The organism is Streptomyces sp. NPDC056296 (assembly GCF_042268605.1).
Taxonomy (GTDB): Bacteria; Actinomycetota; Actinomycetes; order Streptomycetales; family Streptomycetaceae; genus Streptomyces.
Map to the genome: position 1 here is coordinate 1 of NZ_JBHJRX010000059.1, position 14,735 is coordinate 14,735.

Below are 14,735 nucleotides of genomic sequence, written 5' to 3' on the forward strand. Positions count from 1 at the left end.
CCCGCGAGGCCCGTCCGCCCCGGCGGTCGGCGGCAGCCCGGCCCCGGCGCCCGGCCCGCCCGCCGACCGGGCCCGCCCCGGCCGGCCGCACCCCGCGCCATCCGGCTGGGCAGCCCCCGCCCCCGCCTGCGCCTGATCGGCCTCGCCCTGACCCTGGTGATGTCCGCGTTCGTCGTACGGCTCCTCCAGGTGCAGGCCGTCGACGCCGGCACGTACGCAGCCAAGGCCGAGCAGAACCGCTACGTCGTCCACACGCTGCCCGCCGAGCGCGGCGGGATCACCGACCGCAACGGCGTGGCCCTCGCGAGCACCGTGGACGCCTACGACATCACCGCCGACCCCACGATGTTCACCCGGGAGCAGCTGAAGGTCGGCGACGGCCCCGAGCAGGCGGCGGCGCTCCTGGCGCCGATCCTCGGCGAGGACCAGGAGGATCTCGTCGACGTGCTCCGCCCGAAGAACAAGGAGCTGCGCTACGTCCGCCTCGCCCGCCGCCAGACCCCGCAGGTCTGGAACCAGATCAAGGACCTGAAGACCGCGCTGACCAAGAAGGCGGAGACGGACAAGTCCGTGGTCAACGCCCTCGCGGGCGTCTTCGCCGACCCCAGCAGCAAGCGCGTGTACCCGGGCGGCGACCTCGCCGCCGGCATCCTCGGCTGGGTCGGCGCGGACGGCAAGGGCGGCGGCGGCCTGGAACGGAAGCTGAACGAGACCCTGGCCGGCAAGGACGGCAAGATCCGCTACGCGCAGTCCGGCGGCCGCCAGGTACCCACCGCCGGTTCCACCGAGACGCCCGCCGTCCCCGGCAGCGACGTCGAACTCACCATCGACCGCGACATCCAGTGGGCCGCCCAGCACGCCATCAGCGAGCAGGTGGAGAAGTCCAAGGCGGACGGCGGCTACGTCATCGTCCAGGACACGGCCACCGGCGAGATCCTCGCCATGGCCAACTCGCCCGGCTTCGACCCGGGCGACCTCGCCCACGCCGACCCGGACGCGCTGGGCAACGCGGCCCTCCAGGACGCCTTCGAACCCGGCTCCACCGCCAAGGTGATGTCGATGGCGGCGGTGCTGGAGGAGAAGGCCGCCACTCCGATGACCCACCTGACCATCCCGAACCGGCTCAAGCGCGGTGACCGGCTCTTCAAGGACGACATCGACCACCCCACCTGGTACCTCACGCTCAACGGCGTGCTCGCCAAGTCCAGCAACATCGGCACCATCATGGCCACCGGCGAACTCGGCAAGACGCAGGAGGAGGCCAACAAGGTGCTCCACTCCTACCTGCGCAAGTTCGGCCTCGGCGGCTACAGCGGGCTCGGCTTCCCCGGCGAGACCAAGGGCATCCTCGCGCCGCCGGACCAGTGGTCGACCTCGCAGCAGTACACGATTCCTTTCGGCCAGGGTGTCTCCGTGAACGCGCTCCAGGCGGCCTCCGTGTACTCGACCATCGCCAACGGCGGCGTCCGCGTCGAACCCACGCTCGTGCGCGGCACCAAGGGGGACGACGGGCGCTTCACCCCGGCTCCCGAGCCCAAGAAGACCCGCGTGATCAGCGAGAAGACGGCGAAGACCCTCGCGCAGATGCTGGAGTCCGTCGTCGACGACGAGGAGGGCACCGGCACCAAGGCCCGCATCCCCGGCTACCGCGTCGCGGGCAAGACGGGCACGGCCAACCGGGTGGATCCGGCCACCGGCATGTACAAGGGGTACACCTCGTCGTTCGCCGGATTCGCCCCCGCCGACAAGCCCCGCGTCACCGTCTACTGCGCCATCCAGAACGCCACCGAGGGCAGTTACTTCGGCGGCCAGATCTGCGGCCCCATCTACAAGCAGGTCATGGAGTTCGCCCTGAAGACCCTTCAGGTCCCGCCGACCGGAGCCGACCCCGCCAACCTCCCGGTCACCTTCAAACCCTGACCACTCCGGTTCAAACCCTGACCACTCCGGAGTCAGTACCGAGCCAGCGCCGATTCAGTACCGAGCCACCAGGAACCACCCGTGACAACGATCACCCCCGATCCCGGGAACCAGAGCACCCCCCACACCTCACTTCGCCCGGAAGCGGGTACGCCCGGTACGCTCACCGCCGTGCCACACGCTGATCAGTCCCAAACCACCCAGAAGGGCCACCCCGTGACCTACCCGGGACCGCCCCGGCCGGCCCAGATCTCCGCCACACCCCTCGCGGAACTCGCCGACCAGCTGGGTGTCACCGCGCCGGACAGCACCGCCGGAGTCACGGGCATCACCCATGACTCGCGCGCCGTCCGCCCCGGCGACCTGTACGCCGCCCTCCCCGGAGCCCGTCTCCACGGCGCCGACTTCGCCACCCAGGCGGCCGGTCTCGGAGCCGTCGCCGTGCTGACCGACCCGTCCGGCGCCGAGCGCGTCGCCGCCGCCGGTCTGCCGGCGCTCGTCGTCGACAGCCCGCGCGCGCGGATGGGCGAACTGGCGGCCACGATCTACGGCCACCCCGGCCGCGATCTCCTCCAGATCGGCATCACCGGCACCTCCGGCAAGACCACCACCGCCTACCTCGTCGAGGGTGGCCTGCGCACGGCGAAGTCCACCGGGCTCATCGGCACGGTCGAGATGCGGATCGGCGACGAGCGCATCAAGTCCGAGCGCACCACGCCCGAGGCCACCGACCTCCAGGCGCTGTTCGCGGTGATGCGCGAGCGCGGCACCGACGCGGTCGCCATGGAGGTCTCCAGCCACGCCCTGGTGCTCGGCCGGGTCGACGCCTGCGTCTTCGACATCGCGGTCTTCACCAACCTCAGCCCGGAGCACATGGAGTTCCACTCCGGCATGGAGGACTACTTCCAGGCGAAGGCGCAGTTGTTCACGCCGGAGCGCAGCAGGCTCGGCGTCGTCAACGTCGACGACGAGTACGGGCGCCGCCTGGCGAACGAGGCCACCGTCCCGGTCGTCACCTACTCCGCGGAGGGCCACCCCGACGCCGACTGGCGCGCCGACGAGGTCGAGGTCGGCCCGCTGGACTCGACGTTCACCGTGCTCGGGCCGAAGGGCGAGCGGATCGCCGCCAAGTCGCCGCTGGCCGGCCCGTTCAACGTGGCGAACACCCTCGCCGCGATCGTCTCCCTCGCCGCCGCCGGCCTCGACCCGCAGACCGCCGCCGACGGCGTAGCCGCCGTGCCGGGCGTACCGGGTCGCCTGGAGCGCGTGGACGAGGGCCAGCCCTACTTCGCGGTGGTCGACTACGCCCACAAGACCGACGCGGTCGAGTCCGTCCTCAGGGCGCTCCGCAAGGTCACCGAGGGCAAGCTGCACGCCGTGCTCGGCTGCGGTGGCGACCGGGACACCACCAAGCGGGAGCCGATGGGCGCCGCCGTGGCCCGGTTCGCCGACACCGCCGTACTGACCTCCGACAACCCCCGCTCCGAGGACCCCCTCGCGATCCTCGCCACCATGCTCCAGGGCGCGGCGTCCGTGCCCGCGCACGAGCGCGGCGAGGTCCAGGTCTTCGAGGACCGGGCCGCCGCGATCGCCGCCGCCGTCGCCCGGGCCGAGCCCGGCGACACCGTGCTGGTGGCGGGCAAGGGGCACGAGCAGGGCCAGGACATCGCCGGGGTGGTCCGTCCCTTCGACGACCGCCAGGTGCTTCGCGAAGCCATCCAGAAGACCCAGGGATGAGATCCCGAATGATCCAGCCGATCCTGATCCTGATCCAGGGGACGAACTTGTGATCACCCTCTCTCTCGCCGAGATCGCAGAAGTCGTCGGCGGGCGGATGCACGACATACCGGACGCGTCCGTGCAGGTCACCGGACCGGTCGTCCGTGACTCGCGGGAAGCGGGGCCGGGCAGCCTCTTCGTCGCCTTCGTGGGCGAGCGGGTGGACGGCCACGACTTCGCGCCGGCGGTCGTCGAGGCGGGTGCGGTGGCCGTACTCGGCTCCCGCCCCGTCGGTGTGCCCGCGATCGTCGTGGACGACGTCCAGGCCGCCCTCGGCGCCCTCGCCCGCCACGTCGTACGGCGCCTCGGCACCACCCTCGTGGCCCTCACCGGGTCCGCCGGCAAGACCAGCACCAAGGACCTCATCGCCCAGGTGCTGCGCCGCAAGGCGCCCACGGTCTTCACGCCCGGTTCCATGAACAACGAGGTCGGGCTGCCGCTCACCGCGCTCACCGCCACCGAGGAGACCAAGTTCCTCGTCCTGGAGATGGGCGCCCGCGGCATCGGCCACATCCGCTACCTCTGCGAGCTGACCCCGCCGCGGATCGGCCTCGTCCTCAACGTCGGCTCCGCGCACATCGGCGAGTTCGGCGGCCGGGAGCAGATCGCCCAGGCCAAGGGCGAACTCGTCGAGGCGCTGCCGCCGGCCGAGGAGGGCGGCACCGCGATCCTCAACGCGGACGACCCGCTCGTACGGGCCATGGCGTCCCGAACGAAGGCGAAGGTGATCCTTTTCGGAGAGTCCGACGAAGCGGACGTGTCCGCCGAGAACGTGCGACTCACGGACACCGGACAGCCTTCCTTCAGGCTTCACACACCCTCCGGTGCAAGCGATGTGACCATGCGCCTGTACGGTGAGCACCACGTGTCGAACGCGCTCGCCGCGGCCGCCGTCGCCCACGAGTTGGGCATGTCCGCAGACGAGATCGCCACCGCGCTCTCCGAGGCGGGCTCCCTCTCCCGCTGGCGGATGGAGGTCACCGAGCGCCCGGACGGCGTGACGGTCGTCAACGACGCCTACAACGCGAACCCCGAGTCCATGAAGGCCGCGCTGCGTGCGCTCGTCGCCATCGGCGAGGCCTCACGGGCGAAGGGGGGCCGTACGTGGGCGGTGCTCGGCAAGATGGCCGAGCTCGGGGACGAGGCGCTCGCCGAGCACGACGCGGTCGGGCGGCTCGCCGTCCGGCTCAACGTCAGCAAGCTCGTCGCGGTCGGGGGCAGGGAAGCCCGATGGCTGCAACTGGGCGCATATAACGAGGGTTCGTGGGGTGAGGAGTCGGTGCACGTGTCCGACGCACAGGCGGCGGTCGACCTGTTGCGCAGCGAGTTGCGCCCGGGGGACGTCGTGCTCGTGAAGGCGTCCCGTTCGGTGGGTCTTGAGAGCGTCGCGACGGCGCTTCTCGAGACCGGCGCCGAGGGTGAGGTTGCCGCCCGATGATGAAGCAGATCCTGTTCGCGGGAGTCATTGGCCTCTTCCTGACGCTGGTCGGCACCCCGCTGCTGATCAAGCTCCTGGCCCGCAAGGGCTACGGCCAGTACATCCGCGACGACGGCCCGCGCGAGCACGCCAGCAAGCGCGGTACGCCGACGATGGGCGGTATCGCCTTCATCTTCGCCACGGTCGCCGCCTACTTCCTGGCCAAGGTGATCACCAGCTACCTGGACCCGAAGACGGACGCGGGGCCGACCTTCTCGGGCCTGCTGGTGCTCGGCCTGATGGTGGGCATGGGCCTGGTCGGCTTCCTCGACGACTACATCAAGATCGTCAAGCGGCGTTCGCTGGGCCTCAGAGCCAAGGCGAAGATGGCCGGCCAGCTGATCGTCGGCATCGGCTTCGCGGTGCTCTCACTCCAGTTCGCGGACAACCGGGGCAACACCCCGGCGTCCACGAAACTGTCGTTCATCACCGACTTCGGCTGGTCGATCGGCCCGGTGCTGTTCGTCATCTGGGCGCTGTTCATGATCCTCGCGATGTCGAACGGCGTGAACCTGACCGACGGTCTGGACGGTCTGGCCACCGGCGCCTCCGTCCTGGTCTTCGGCGCCTACACCTTCATCGGCGTCTGGCAGTTCCAGGAGTCCTGCGCCAACGCGCTGACCCTGACCAACCCGGGCGCCTGCTACGAGGTGCGAGACCCCCTCGACCTCGCGGTGGTCGCGTCCGCGCTGATGGGCGCCTGCCTCGGCTTCCTGTGGTGGAACACCTCGCCGGCCAAGATCTTCATGGGCGACACCGGTTCGCTCGCGCTCGGCGGCGTGCTCGCGGGTCTGGCGATCTGCTCGCGCACCGAACTGCTGATGGCCATCCTCGGCGGCCTGTTCGTCCTGATCACCATGTCGGTGGTCATCCAGGTCGGCTCCTTCCGCCTCACCGGAAAGCGGGTCTTCCGGATGGCGCCACTCCAGCACCACTTCGAACTCAAAGGCTGGTCCGAGGTCCTTGTCGTGGTCCGTTTCTGGATCATCCAGGGCATCTGTGTGATCGTCGGACTGGGCCTCTTCTACGCGGGATGGGCAGCGGACAAGTGACCACCTCCTCGGTGCCTTTCGAATTCCAGGGCAAGCACGTCACCGTCGCCGGACTCGGCGTCTCCGGCGTCCCGGCGGCCAAGGTCCTGCACGGCCTCGGCGCGCGCGTCACCGTCGTCAACGACGGCGACGACGAGCGCGCGCGGGCGCAGGCGGCCGAGCTGGAGGCGCTCGGTATCACCGTGCGCCTCGGCGACGGGGCGACCCTGCCCGAGGGCACCGAGCTGATCGTCACCGCGCCGGGCTGGAAGCCGGACAAGCCGCTGTTCACCGCGGCCCGCGAGGCCGGCGTCCCGATCTGGGGCGACGTCGAACTGGCCTGGCGCCTGCGCCGCCCCGACTCCGCACCCTGGCTCGCGGTCACCGGCACCAACGGCAAGACCACCACCGTCCAGATGCTGGCGTCGATCCTGAAGGCCGCCGACCTGCGCACCGCCGCCGTCGGCAACATCGGCGTCTCCCTGCTGGACGCGGTCACCGGCGAGACGGAGTACGACGTACTGGCCGTGGAGCTGTCCAGCTACCAGCTCCACTGGGCGCCCTCCCTGCGCGCCCACTCGGCCGCCGTGCTCAACCTCGCCCCCGACCACCTCGACTGGCACGGCTCCATGGAGGCCTACGCCGCCGACAAGGGCCGTATCTACGAGGGCAATCGCGTCGCCTGCGTCTACAACGTCGCCGACAAGGCCACCGAGGACCTGGTCCGCGAGGCCGACGTCGAGGAGGGCTGCCGGGCGATCGGCTTCACCCTCGGCACTCCGGCACCGGGCCAACTCGGCGTCGTGGAGGGCATCCTGGTCGACCGCGCCTTCGTCGAGGACCGGCAGAAGAACGCCCAGGAGCTCGCCGAGGTCTCCGACGTCAACCCGTCGGCCCCGCACAACATCGCCAACGCCCTTGCCGCCGCCGCCCTCGCCCGTGCCTTCGGCGTCCCCGCCGCGGCCGTACGGGACGGGCTGCGGGCCTTCACGCCCGACGCCCACCGCATCGCGCACGTCGCCGACGTCGACGGGGTGGCGTACGTGGACGACTCCAAGGCCACCAACACCCACGCCACCGAGGCCTCCTTGGCGGCGTACGAGTCCATCGTCTGGATCGCCGGCGGGCTGGCCAAGGGCGCGACCTTCGACGAGCTGGTCGCCGGAGCGGCGAAGCGCCTGCGCGGTGCCGTCCTCATCGGCGCCGACCGCGCCCTGATCCGCGAAGCCCTGGCGCGACACGCCCCCGAAGTACCCGTGGTCGACCTCGACCGGACCGACACTGGTGCGATGCTCCAGGCCGTCCAGGAGGCCCAGCGACTCGCCCGGCCCGGCGACACGGTACTGCTGGCCCCGGCCTGTGCCTCCATGGACATGTTCACCAACTACAACAAGCGCGGTGACGCGTTCGCGGAGGCCGTTCGCGAACTCGGCGCCTGACCCGGCCGCCTCCTGCGCCGGGCGACCTCGGGAGGACGCGTGGGACGGTCCATGCCGACGTACAGCGGAGGCAGCGATGCCCGGTAGTCCCCAGAGCCGTACCGGACGCCCGCCCGTGCGGCGGGCCGCCGAACGCCCCCCCGCGCCGAGGCCGCCGCACGAGAACCCCGTGCTCCGCCTGTACCTGCGTCTGCGCCGCGCCTGGGACCGGCCGCTGACCGCGTACTACCTGATCTTCGGCGGCAGTGCGCTGATCACCGTGCTCGGTCTGGTGATGGTCTACTCGGCCTCCCAGATCACCGCGCTCCAGCTGTCGCTGCCCGGCTCGTACTTCTTCCGCAAGCAGGCCCTGGCCGCCCTGATCGGCACCGGGCTGCTGGTGGCCGCCATGAAGATGCCGGTGAAGCTGCACCGGGCGCTGGCCTACCCGATCCTCGCCGGTGCCGTCTTCCTGATGATCCTGGTGCAGGTGCCGGGGATAGGGATGGCGGTCAACGGCAACCAGAACTGGATCGCGCTGGGCGGCTCGTTCCAGATCCAGCCCAGCGAGTTCGGCAAGCTGGCCCTGGTGCTGTGGGGCGCGGACCTGCTGGCCCGCAAGCAGGACAAGAAGCTGCTGACGCAGTGGAAGCACATGCTGGTGCCGCTGGTCCCGGCCGCCTTCATGCTGCTCGGGCTCATCATGCTCGGCGGCGACATGGGTACGGCGATCATCCTGACGGCGATCCTGTTCGGCCTGCTGTGGCTGGCGGGCGCGCCCACGCGGCTGTTCGCCGGCGTGCTGTCGATCGCCGTGCTGCTGGGCTTCATCCTCATCAAGACCAGCCCCAACCGCATGGCCCGGCTGAACTGCATCGGCGCCACCGACCCCGGACCGGGCGACTCCTGCTGGCAGGCGGTGCACGGCATCTACGCCCTGGCCTCGGGCGGACTGTTCGGTTCCGGGCTCGGCGCCAGCGTGGAGAAATGGGGCCAACTACCCGAAGCACACACCGACTTCATCTTCGCCGTCACCGGTGAGGAACTGGGCCTGGCGGGGACGCTGTCGGTACTCGCCCTCTTCGCGGCTCTAGGCTATGCGGGTATCCGCGTGGCCGGACGCACGGAGGACCCCTTCGTGAGGTATGCCGCGGGAGGCGTGACCACCTGGATCACGGCCCAGGCCGTGATCAACATGGGTGCGGTCCTCGGGCTGCTGCCGATCGCCGGTGTCCCCCTCCCGCTGTTCTCCTACGGGGGTTCCGCCCTGTTGCCGACCATGTTCGCCATCGGACTGCTCATCGCCTTCGCACGCGACGAGCCCGGTGCGCGGGCGGCGCTCGCGCTGCGGCAACCTCGCTTTGGTAGAAAGCGGGGAACCGGGGGCACCGGGTCCAAGCGGAGCCCACGGAGTTGGAACACGATGCGACGGCGCGCCTCGGCGGCGCGCTCGTCCGGAGAGCGGTGAATTTCGGTGCATGTCGTACTCGCCGGCGGAGGAACCGCGGGCCACATCGAGCCCGCGCTCGCCCTCGCGGACGCCCTGCGCAGGCAGGATCCGACCGTGGGGATCACGGCCCTGGGCACGGAACGCGGCCTCGAGACCCGCCTCGTACCCGAGCGCGGGTACGAACTGGCGCTGATCCCGGCCGTACCGCTGCCGCGCAAGCCCACCCCCGAGCTGATCACCGTGCCGGGTCGGCTGCGCGGCACCATCAAGGCGGCCGAGCAGATCCTGGAGCGCACCAAGGCGGACGCCGTGGCCGGCTTCGGCGGCTACGTCGCCCTGCCCGCCTACCTCGCGGCCAAGCGGCTCGGTGTGCCGATCGTCGTCCACGAGGCCAACGCCCGCCCCGGCCTGGCCAACAAGATCGGCTCGCGGTACGCCGCGCAGGTCGCCGTCTCCACCCCCGACAGCAAGCTGCGCAACTCCCGCTACATCGGCATCCCGCTGCGCCGCTCCATCGCCACCCTGGACCGGGCCGCCGCCCGCCCCGAGGCCCGCGCGATGTTCGGGCTCGACCCCAACCTGCCCACGCTGCTGGTCACCGGTGGCTCGCAGGGCGCCCGCCGCCTCAACGAGGTGGTCCAGCAGGTCGCGCCCTGGCTCCAGCAGGCCGGCATCCAGATCCTGCACGCGGTCGGACCCAAGAACGAACTGCCGCAGGTGCACCAGATGCCGGGGATGCCCCCGTACATCCCGGTAAGTTACCTGGACCGGATGGACCTCGCGTACGCCGCGGCCGACATGATGCTCTGCCGCGCGGGCGCGATGACCGTCGCCGAACTCTCCGCCGTCGGGCTCCCGGCCGCCTACGTCCCGCTGCCCATCGGCAACGGTGAACAGCGGCTCAACGCGCAGCCGGTGGTCAAGGCCGGCGGCGGACTGCTGGTCGACGACGCGGAACTGACGCCCGAGTGGCTGCAGCACAACGTCCTGCCCGTGCTCGCCGACCCGCACCGGCTGTACGAGATGTCCCGCGCCGCCGCCGAGTTCGGCCGCCGGGACGCCGACGACCTCCTCGTCGGCATGGTGTACGAGGCGATCGCCGCCCGTGCGCACCGCTAGTCAGGGATGACGGAAGGCAGGGAGCGTGGCCGGACCGAGCACCGCCGAGCGCGGTGAACGCCAGCAGGAGTCGTCCGGCCCGCCCCGCGCGCGCTGGTTCGGCCCGCCCCGTCTTCGTACGATCATCATCCTGATCGTCGCTCTCGTGCTTCTCGCGGGCGGGACCGTCTGGCTCCTCTACGGTTCGAACTGGACGCGGGTGGAACGCGTGTCGGTCTCCGGTACCCGTGTGCTGACGCCCGCTCAGGTGCGCGAGGCCGCCGACGTGCCCGTCGGGGACCCGCTGGTCTCCGTGGACACCGAGGCGGTCGAGGCACGGCTGCGCCGCGAATTGCCCCGTATCGACGAGGTCGGCGTGGAGCGTTCCTGGCCGCACGGAATCGGACTGAAAGTGACCGAGCGCACTCCGGTTCTGATTGTGCAAAAGGGCCGAAAGTTCGTGGAAGTGGACGATGAAGGCGTCCGTTTCGCTACGGTTTCCCGGGCCCCGAAAGACGTTCCCGAGCTGGAATTGGAGCCCGCCCGATCCGGCTCCGCCGCGGCCAGTCTGCGCCGCTTCGACGAGGACCGCCTGGTGCGGGAGGCGGTGCGGGTGGCCGGTCGTCTTCCGGACGCGGTCGCCAGGGACACGCGGAGCGTCAAGGTCCGTTCCTACGACGACATCTCGCTGGAGCTGAGCGGCGACCGCACCGTGGCGTGGGGGAGCGGTGAGCAGGGTGTGCGGAAAGCGCGTGCGCTCGCCGCGCTGATGAAAGCGGCGCCTGATGCACGGCACTTCGACGTGAGTGTCCCCACCGCCCCGGCGTCATCGCGGAGTTGACGGGTATACGTGCAGGCCAGCACCCTGGTTGGGCAGCGCTACGGCTGATCACATAGGGTGAAAAGAAAAACGGGAGGTTCGGCGTGTTCGTTGAACGTGCGCCACTTGTCGACTTAGTGTCCTGTTCAGAAGACTTCAAGGAACAGACACACTGGTAACCCTAAACTTCAGCGTTAGGGTTCGGGTCGGCGCTACGGACCGTCCCATTCGGCATCAGTCGCCGGGTCGCGGGGCAGCAGTGCTTCGGCGATTCGACGACACGTAACTCGAGGCGAGAGGCCTTCGACGTGGCAGCACCGCAGAACTACCTCGCAGTCATCAAAGTCATCGGTGTCGGCGGCGGTGGTGTCAATGCCATCAACCGGATGATCGAGGTCGGTCTCAAGGGCGTCGAGTTCATCGCCATCAACACCGACGCGCAAGCTCTGTTGATGAGCGACGCCGACGTCAAGCTCGACGTCGGCCGCGAACTCACCCGCGGACTCGGCGCCGGAGCCAACCCGGCCGTCGGCCGCAAGGCCGCCGAGGACCACCGCGAGGAGATCGAGGAGGTCCTCAAGGGGGCCGACATGGTCTTCGTGACAGCCGGAGAAGGCGGCGGCACCGGCACCGGCGGCGCGCCCGTCGTGGCCAACATCGCCCGCTCGCTCGGCGCCCTCACCATCGGCGTGGTCACCCGCCCGTTCACCTTCGAGGGACGGCGCCGGGCCAACCAGGCCGAGGACGGCATCGCCGAGCTCCGCGAAGAGGTCGACACCCTCATCGTCATCCCCAACGACCGACTGCTGTCCATCTCGGACCGCCAGGTCAGCGTGCTCGACGCGTTCAAGTCCGCGGACCAGGTGCTGCTGTCCGGTGTGCAGGGCATCACCGACCTCATCACCACGCCCGGCCTGATCAACCTCGACTTCGCCGACGTGAAGTCGGTCATGTCCGAGGCCGGTTCGGCCCTCATGGGCATCGGTTCGGCCCGCGGCGACGACCGCGCGGTGGCCGCCGCCGAGATGGCGATCTCCTCGCCGCTGCTCGAGGCGTCCATCGACGGCGCCCGGGGCGTGCTGCTCTCCATCTCCGGAGGCTCCGACCTCGGCCTGTTCGAGATCAACGAGGCCGCCCAGCTGGTCAGCGAGGCCGCCCACCCCGAGGCCAACATCATCTTCGGCGCGGTCATCGACGACGCCCTGGGCGACGAGGTCCGGGTCACCGTGATCGCGGCCGGCTTCGACGGGGGCCAGCCGCCGTCCAAGCAGCGGGACAACGTCCTCGGCTCCGCCTCCTCGGGCAAGCGCGAGGAGCCCACCCCGGCACGGCAGACCGAGAGCCGTCCGTCCTTCGGCTCGCTCGGCAGCGTCAAGCCGAAGGAGGAGCCGGAGCCGGCGCCCGCGCAGGAGCCGGTCAGCGACCTGCCGCCGGTCTCCCCGCCGCCGGTCCCGCCGTCCCGCACCTACTCGGACAGCGCGGCCGAGGAACTGGACGTGCCGGACTTCCTGAAGTGATAGGACAGCGCGACACCGTGAACGGCGCGCACTTCGGCTTCACCGACCGGTGGGGCGGAGTGAGCGCCGTTCCGTACGAGGAGCTCAACCTCGGCGGCGCGGTCGGCGACGACCCCGGCGCCGTGACGGCCAACCGGGAGCTGGCGGCCAAGTCGCTGGGCGTCGACCCGGCCCGGGTGGTCTGGATGAACCAGGTGCACGGGTCCGACGTCGCCGTGGTCGACGGGCCCTGGGGGGACCGGCCGGTCCCGCGGGTCGACGCGGTCGTCACCGCCGAACGCGGCCTCGCCCTCGCCGTCCTTACCGCCGACTGCGTGCCCGTCCTGCTCGCCGACCCCGTCGCGGGCGTCGCCGCCGCGGCCCACGCGGGCCGGCCCGGCCTGGTCGCCGGGGTCGTCCCCGCCGCCGTACGGGCCATGACCGAACTCGGCGCGGACCCCGCCAGGATCGTCGCCCGCACCGGACCCGCCGTGTGCGGCCGGTGCTACGAGATGCCCGAGGAGATGCGCGCCGAGGTGGCCGCCGTCGAACCGGCGGCGTACGCCGTGACGAGCTGGGGCACACCGGCGGTCGACGTGGGCGCCGGCGTGCACGCGCAGCTCGAACGCCTCGGGGTGCGCGACCGGGCGCAGTCGCCGGTGTGCACCCGGGAGTCGAAGGACCACTTCTCGTACCGACGCGACCGCACCACCGGGCGGCTCGCGGGCTACGTCTGGCTGGACTGATGGGGCATGACGGACCGTAAGCAGGAACTCGCCGCGAACCTGGCGAAAGTGGAAGAGCGCATCGCCGCGGCGTGCGAGGCCGCGGGCCGCGGCCGCGAGGAGGTGACCCTCATCGTGGTCACCAAGACCTATCCGGCCGACGATGTGCGAATTCTCTCCGAACTCGGTGTGCGCGATGTCGCCGAGAACCGCGACCAGGACGCGGCACCGAAGGCCGCCGCCTGCTCGGATCTGCCGCTTTCGTGGCATTTCGTCGGTCAGTTGCAGACCAACAAGGTGCGGTCCGTGGTCGGTTACGCGGATGTCGTGCAGTCGGTCGACCGGGCCAGGCTCGTCACGGCTCTGTCGAAGGAGGCCGTGCGGGCCGGGCGCGAGGTGGGCTGCCTGCTCCAGGTCGCGCTCGACGCGGGGGAGAACGCGCGCGGTGACCGCGGTGGCGTCTCGCCCGCGGGAATCGAAGAGTTGGCCGACCTGGTCGCCCGGTCCGAGGGGCTGCGGCTCGACGGACTGATGACCGTGGCCCCGCTCACCGGCGAGTACGCGGGACGCCAACAGGCGGCGTTCGAGCACCTCATGGATTTGTCGACCTACGTGCGCCGAACCCATCCGGCTGCGAACATGGTCTCCGCAGGGATGAGTGCGGACCTCGAACAGGCCGTGGCCGCCGGAGCGACACATGTGCGCGTCGGTACTGCGGTACTCGGAGTCCGACCCAGGCTCGGGTAACGTCGCCAAGAAGTCGGACCACAGCAGAAAATATGGTCATTACCGCCGAAAGGCGGACGCAACGACCTCGTGGATCGCAGGCACTTGGCAGTCGTCAGCCGATCCACCACAGAGCGGAGGACTCAGAGCATGGCCGGCGCGATGCGCAAGATGGCGGTCTACCTCGGCCTCGTGGAGGACGATGGGTACGACGGCCGGGGGTTCGACCCCGATGACGACTTCGAACCGGAACTGGACCCGGAGCCCGAGCGGGACCACCGGCGGCACGAACCGGCGCACCAGCCGCACGGTTCACATCAGCCCCTAAGGGACGAAGAGGTACGAGTCGTACAACCGCCCGCGCCGCGCGAGCCGGTGCCCCGGGCCGCTTCGCTCGCGGCGGAATCGGGTCGCCCGGCGCGTATCGCGCCCGTGGCATCCATCACACAAGAACGCGCAAGCCTGGAAAAGAGCGCACCGGTCATCATGCCCAAGGTCGTGTCCGAACGAGAGCCCTACCGGATCACCACGCTTCACCCCCGGACCTACAACGAGGCCCGTACCATCGGGGAACACTTCCGTGAGGGCACGCCGGTGATCATGAATCTCACTGAGATGGATGACACAGATGCGAAGCGACTTGTCGACTTTGCGGCCGGTTTGGTGTTTGGTCTTCACGGCAGTATCGAGCGGGTGACGCAGAAGGTGTTCCTGCTGTCTCCTGCTAACGTCGATGTCACGGCGGAGGACAAGGCCCGTATCGCAGAGGGCGGGTTCTTCAACCAGAGCTGAGAC

At 70.4% G+C, this 14,735-nt stretch carries 12 protein-coding genes; all 12 read left to right on the forward strand.

Annotated features, from left to right (window positions below):
- The coding region (locus tag ACFCZF_RS32985) for a peptidoglycan D,D-transpeptidase FtsI family protein (protein ID WP_376674760.1) at nt 1–1,920 on the forward strand (1,920 nt) is incomplete at its 5' end.
- A gap of 216 nt (nt 1,921–2,136) precedes the next feature.
- Nucleotides 2,137–3,657, forward strand: coding sequence for a UDP-N-acetylmuramoyl-L-alanyl-D-glutamate--2,6-diaminopimelate ligase (locus tag ACFCZF_RS32990; RefSeq protein ID WP_376674786.1), 1,521 nt, complete (start codon nt 2,137–2,139; stop codon nt 3,655–3,657).
- A gap of 49 nt (nt 3,658–3,706) precedes the next feature.
- Nucleotides 3,707–5,137, forward strand: a complete 1,431-nt coding sequence (murF, locus tag ACFCZF_RS32995; RefSeq protein WP_376674761.1) for a UDP-N-acetylmuramoyl-tripeptide--D-alanyl-D-alanine ligase — start codon at nt 3,707–3,709, stop codon at nt 5,135–5,137.
- Complete coding sequence (gene mraY, locus ACFCZF_RS33000) at nt 5,137–6,228, forward strand: phospho-N-acetylmuramoyl-pentapeptide-transferase (RefSeq protein ID WP_055417690.1); 1,092 nt, start codon at nt 5,137–5,139, stop codon at nt 6,226–6,228. Before murF ends, mraY begins: the two co-directional genes overlap by 1 nt.
- A gap of 11 nt (nt 6,229–6,239) precedes the next feature.
- Entirely contained in the window at nt 6,240–7,646 is a 1,407-nt protein-coding gene (gene murD / locus ACFCZF_RS33005; protein WP_376674762.1) for a UDP-N-acetylmuramoyl-L-alanine--D-glutamate ligase, read from the forward strand.
- 76 nt (nt 7,647–7,722) lie between these two features.
- Complete coding sequence (gene ftsW, locus ACFCZF_RS33010; RefSeq protein WP_375916502.1) at nt 7,723–9,093, forward strand: putative lipid II flippase FtsW; 1,371 nt, start codon at nt 7,723–7,725, stop codon at nt 9,091–9,093.
- 6 nt (nt 9,094–9,099) lie between these two features.
- Entirely contained in the window at nt 9,100–10,194 is a 1,095-nt protein-coding gene (gene murG / locus ACFCZF_RS33015) for an undecaprenyldiphospho-muramoylpentapeptide beta-N-acetylglucosaminyltransferase (RefSeq protein WP_210958995.1), read from the forward strand.
- Nucleotides 10,195–10,219: 25 nt separating this feature from the next.
- Nucleotides 10,220–11,014, forward strand: coding sequence for a cell division protein FtsQ (gene ftsQ / locus ACFCZF_RS33020; protein ID WP_376674763.1), 795 nt, complete (start codon nt 10,220–10,222; stop codon nt 11,012–11,014).
- Between the two features lie 287 nt (nt 11,015–11,301).
- Entirely contained in the window at nt 11,302–12,510 is a 1,209-nt protein-coding gene (gene ftsZ / locus ACFCZF_RS33025; protein WP_376674764.1) for a cell division protein FtsZ, read from the forward strand.
- Entirely contained in the window at nt 12,507–13,235 is a 729-nt protein-coding gene (pgeF, locus tag ACFCZF_RS33030; RefSeq protein WP_375916493.1) for a peptidoglycan editing factor PgeF, read from the forward strand. The genes ftsZ and pgeF overlap by 4 nt, the downstream gene beginning before the upstream one ends.
- A gap of 6 nt (nt 13,236–13,241) precedes the next feature.
- Nucleotides 13,242–13,961 (forward strand): YggS family pyridoxal phosphate-dependent enzyme, encoded by a 720-nt coding sequence (locus ACFCZF_RS33035; RefSeq protein ID WP_376674765.1) that lies wholly within the window; start codon nt 13,242–13,244, stop codon nt 13,959–13,961.
- Between the two features lie 129 nt (nt 13,962–14,090).
- Nucleotides 14,091–14,732 carry a cell division protein SepF gene (gene sepF / locus ACFCZF_RS33040; protein ID WP_375916487.1) on the forward strand — a complete coding sequence of 214 codons (642 nt, stop codon included), beginning with the start codon at nt 14,091–14,093 and terminating at the stop codon, nt 14,730–14,732.
- Nucleotides 14,733–14,735 lie beyond the last annotated feature (3 nt).

What these genes read in the sequence shown, in the direction of transcription:
- mraY (WP_055417690.1), top strand. Translation starts at nt 5,137, where the DNA reads ATGAAGCAGATCCTGTTCGCGGGAGTCATTGGCCTCTTCCTGACGCTG.
- ftsW (WP_375916502.1), top strand. Translation starts at nt 7,723, where the DNA reads ATGCCCGGTAGTCCCCAGAGCCGTACCGGACGCCCGCCCGTGCGGCGG.
- ACFCZF_RS33035 (WP_376674765.1), top strand. Translation starts at nt 13,242, where the DNA reads ATGACGGACCGTAAGCAGGAACTCGCCGCGAACCTGGCGAAAGTGGAA.
- sepF (WP_375916487.1), top strand. Translation starts at nt 14,091, where the DNA reads ATGGCCGGCGCGATGCGCAAGATGGCGGTCTACCTCGGCCTCGTGGAG.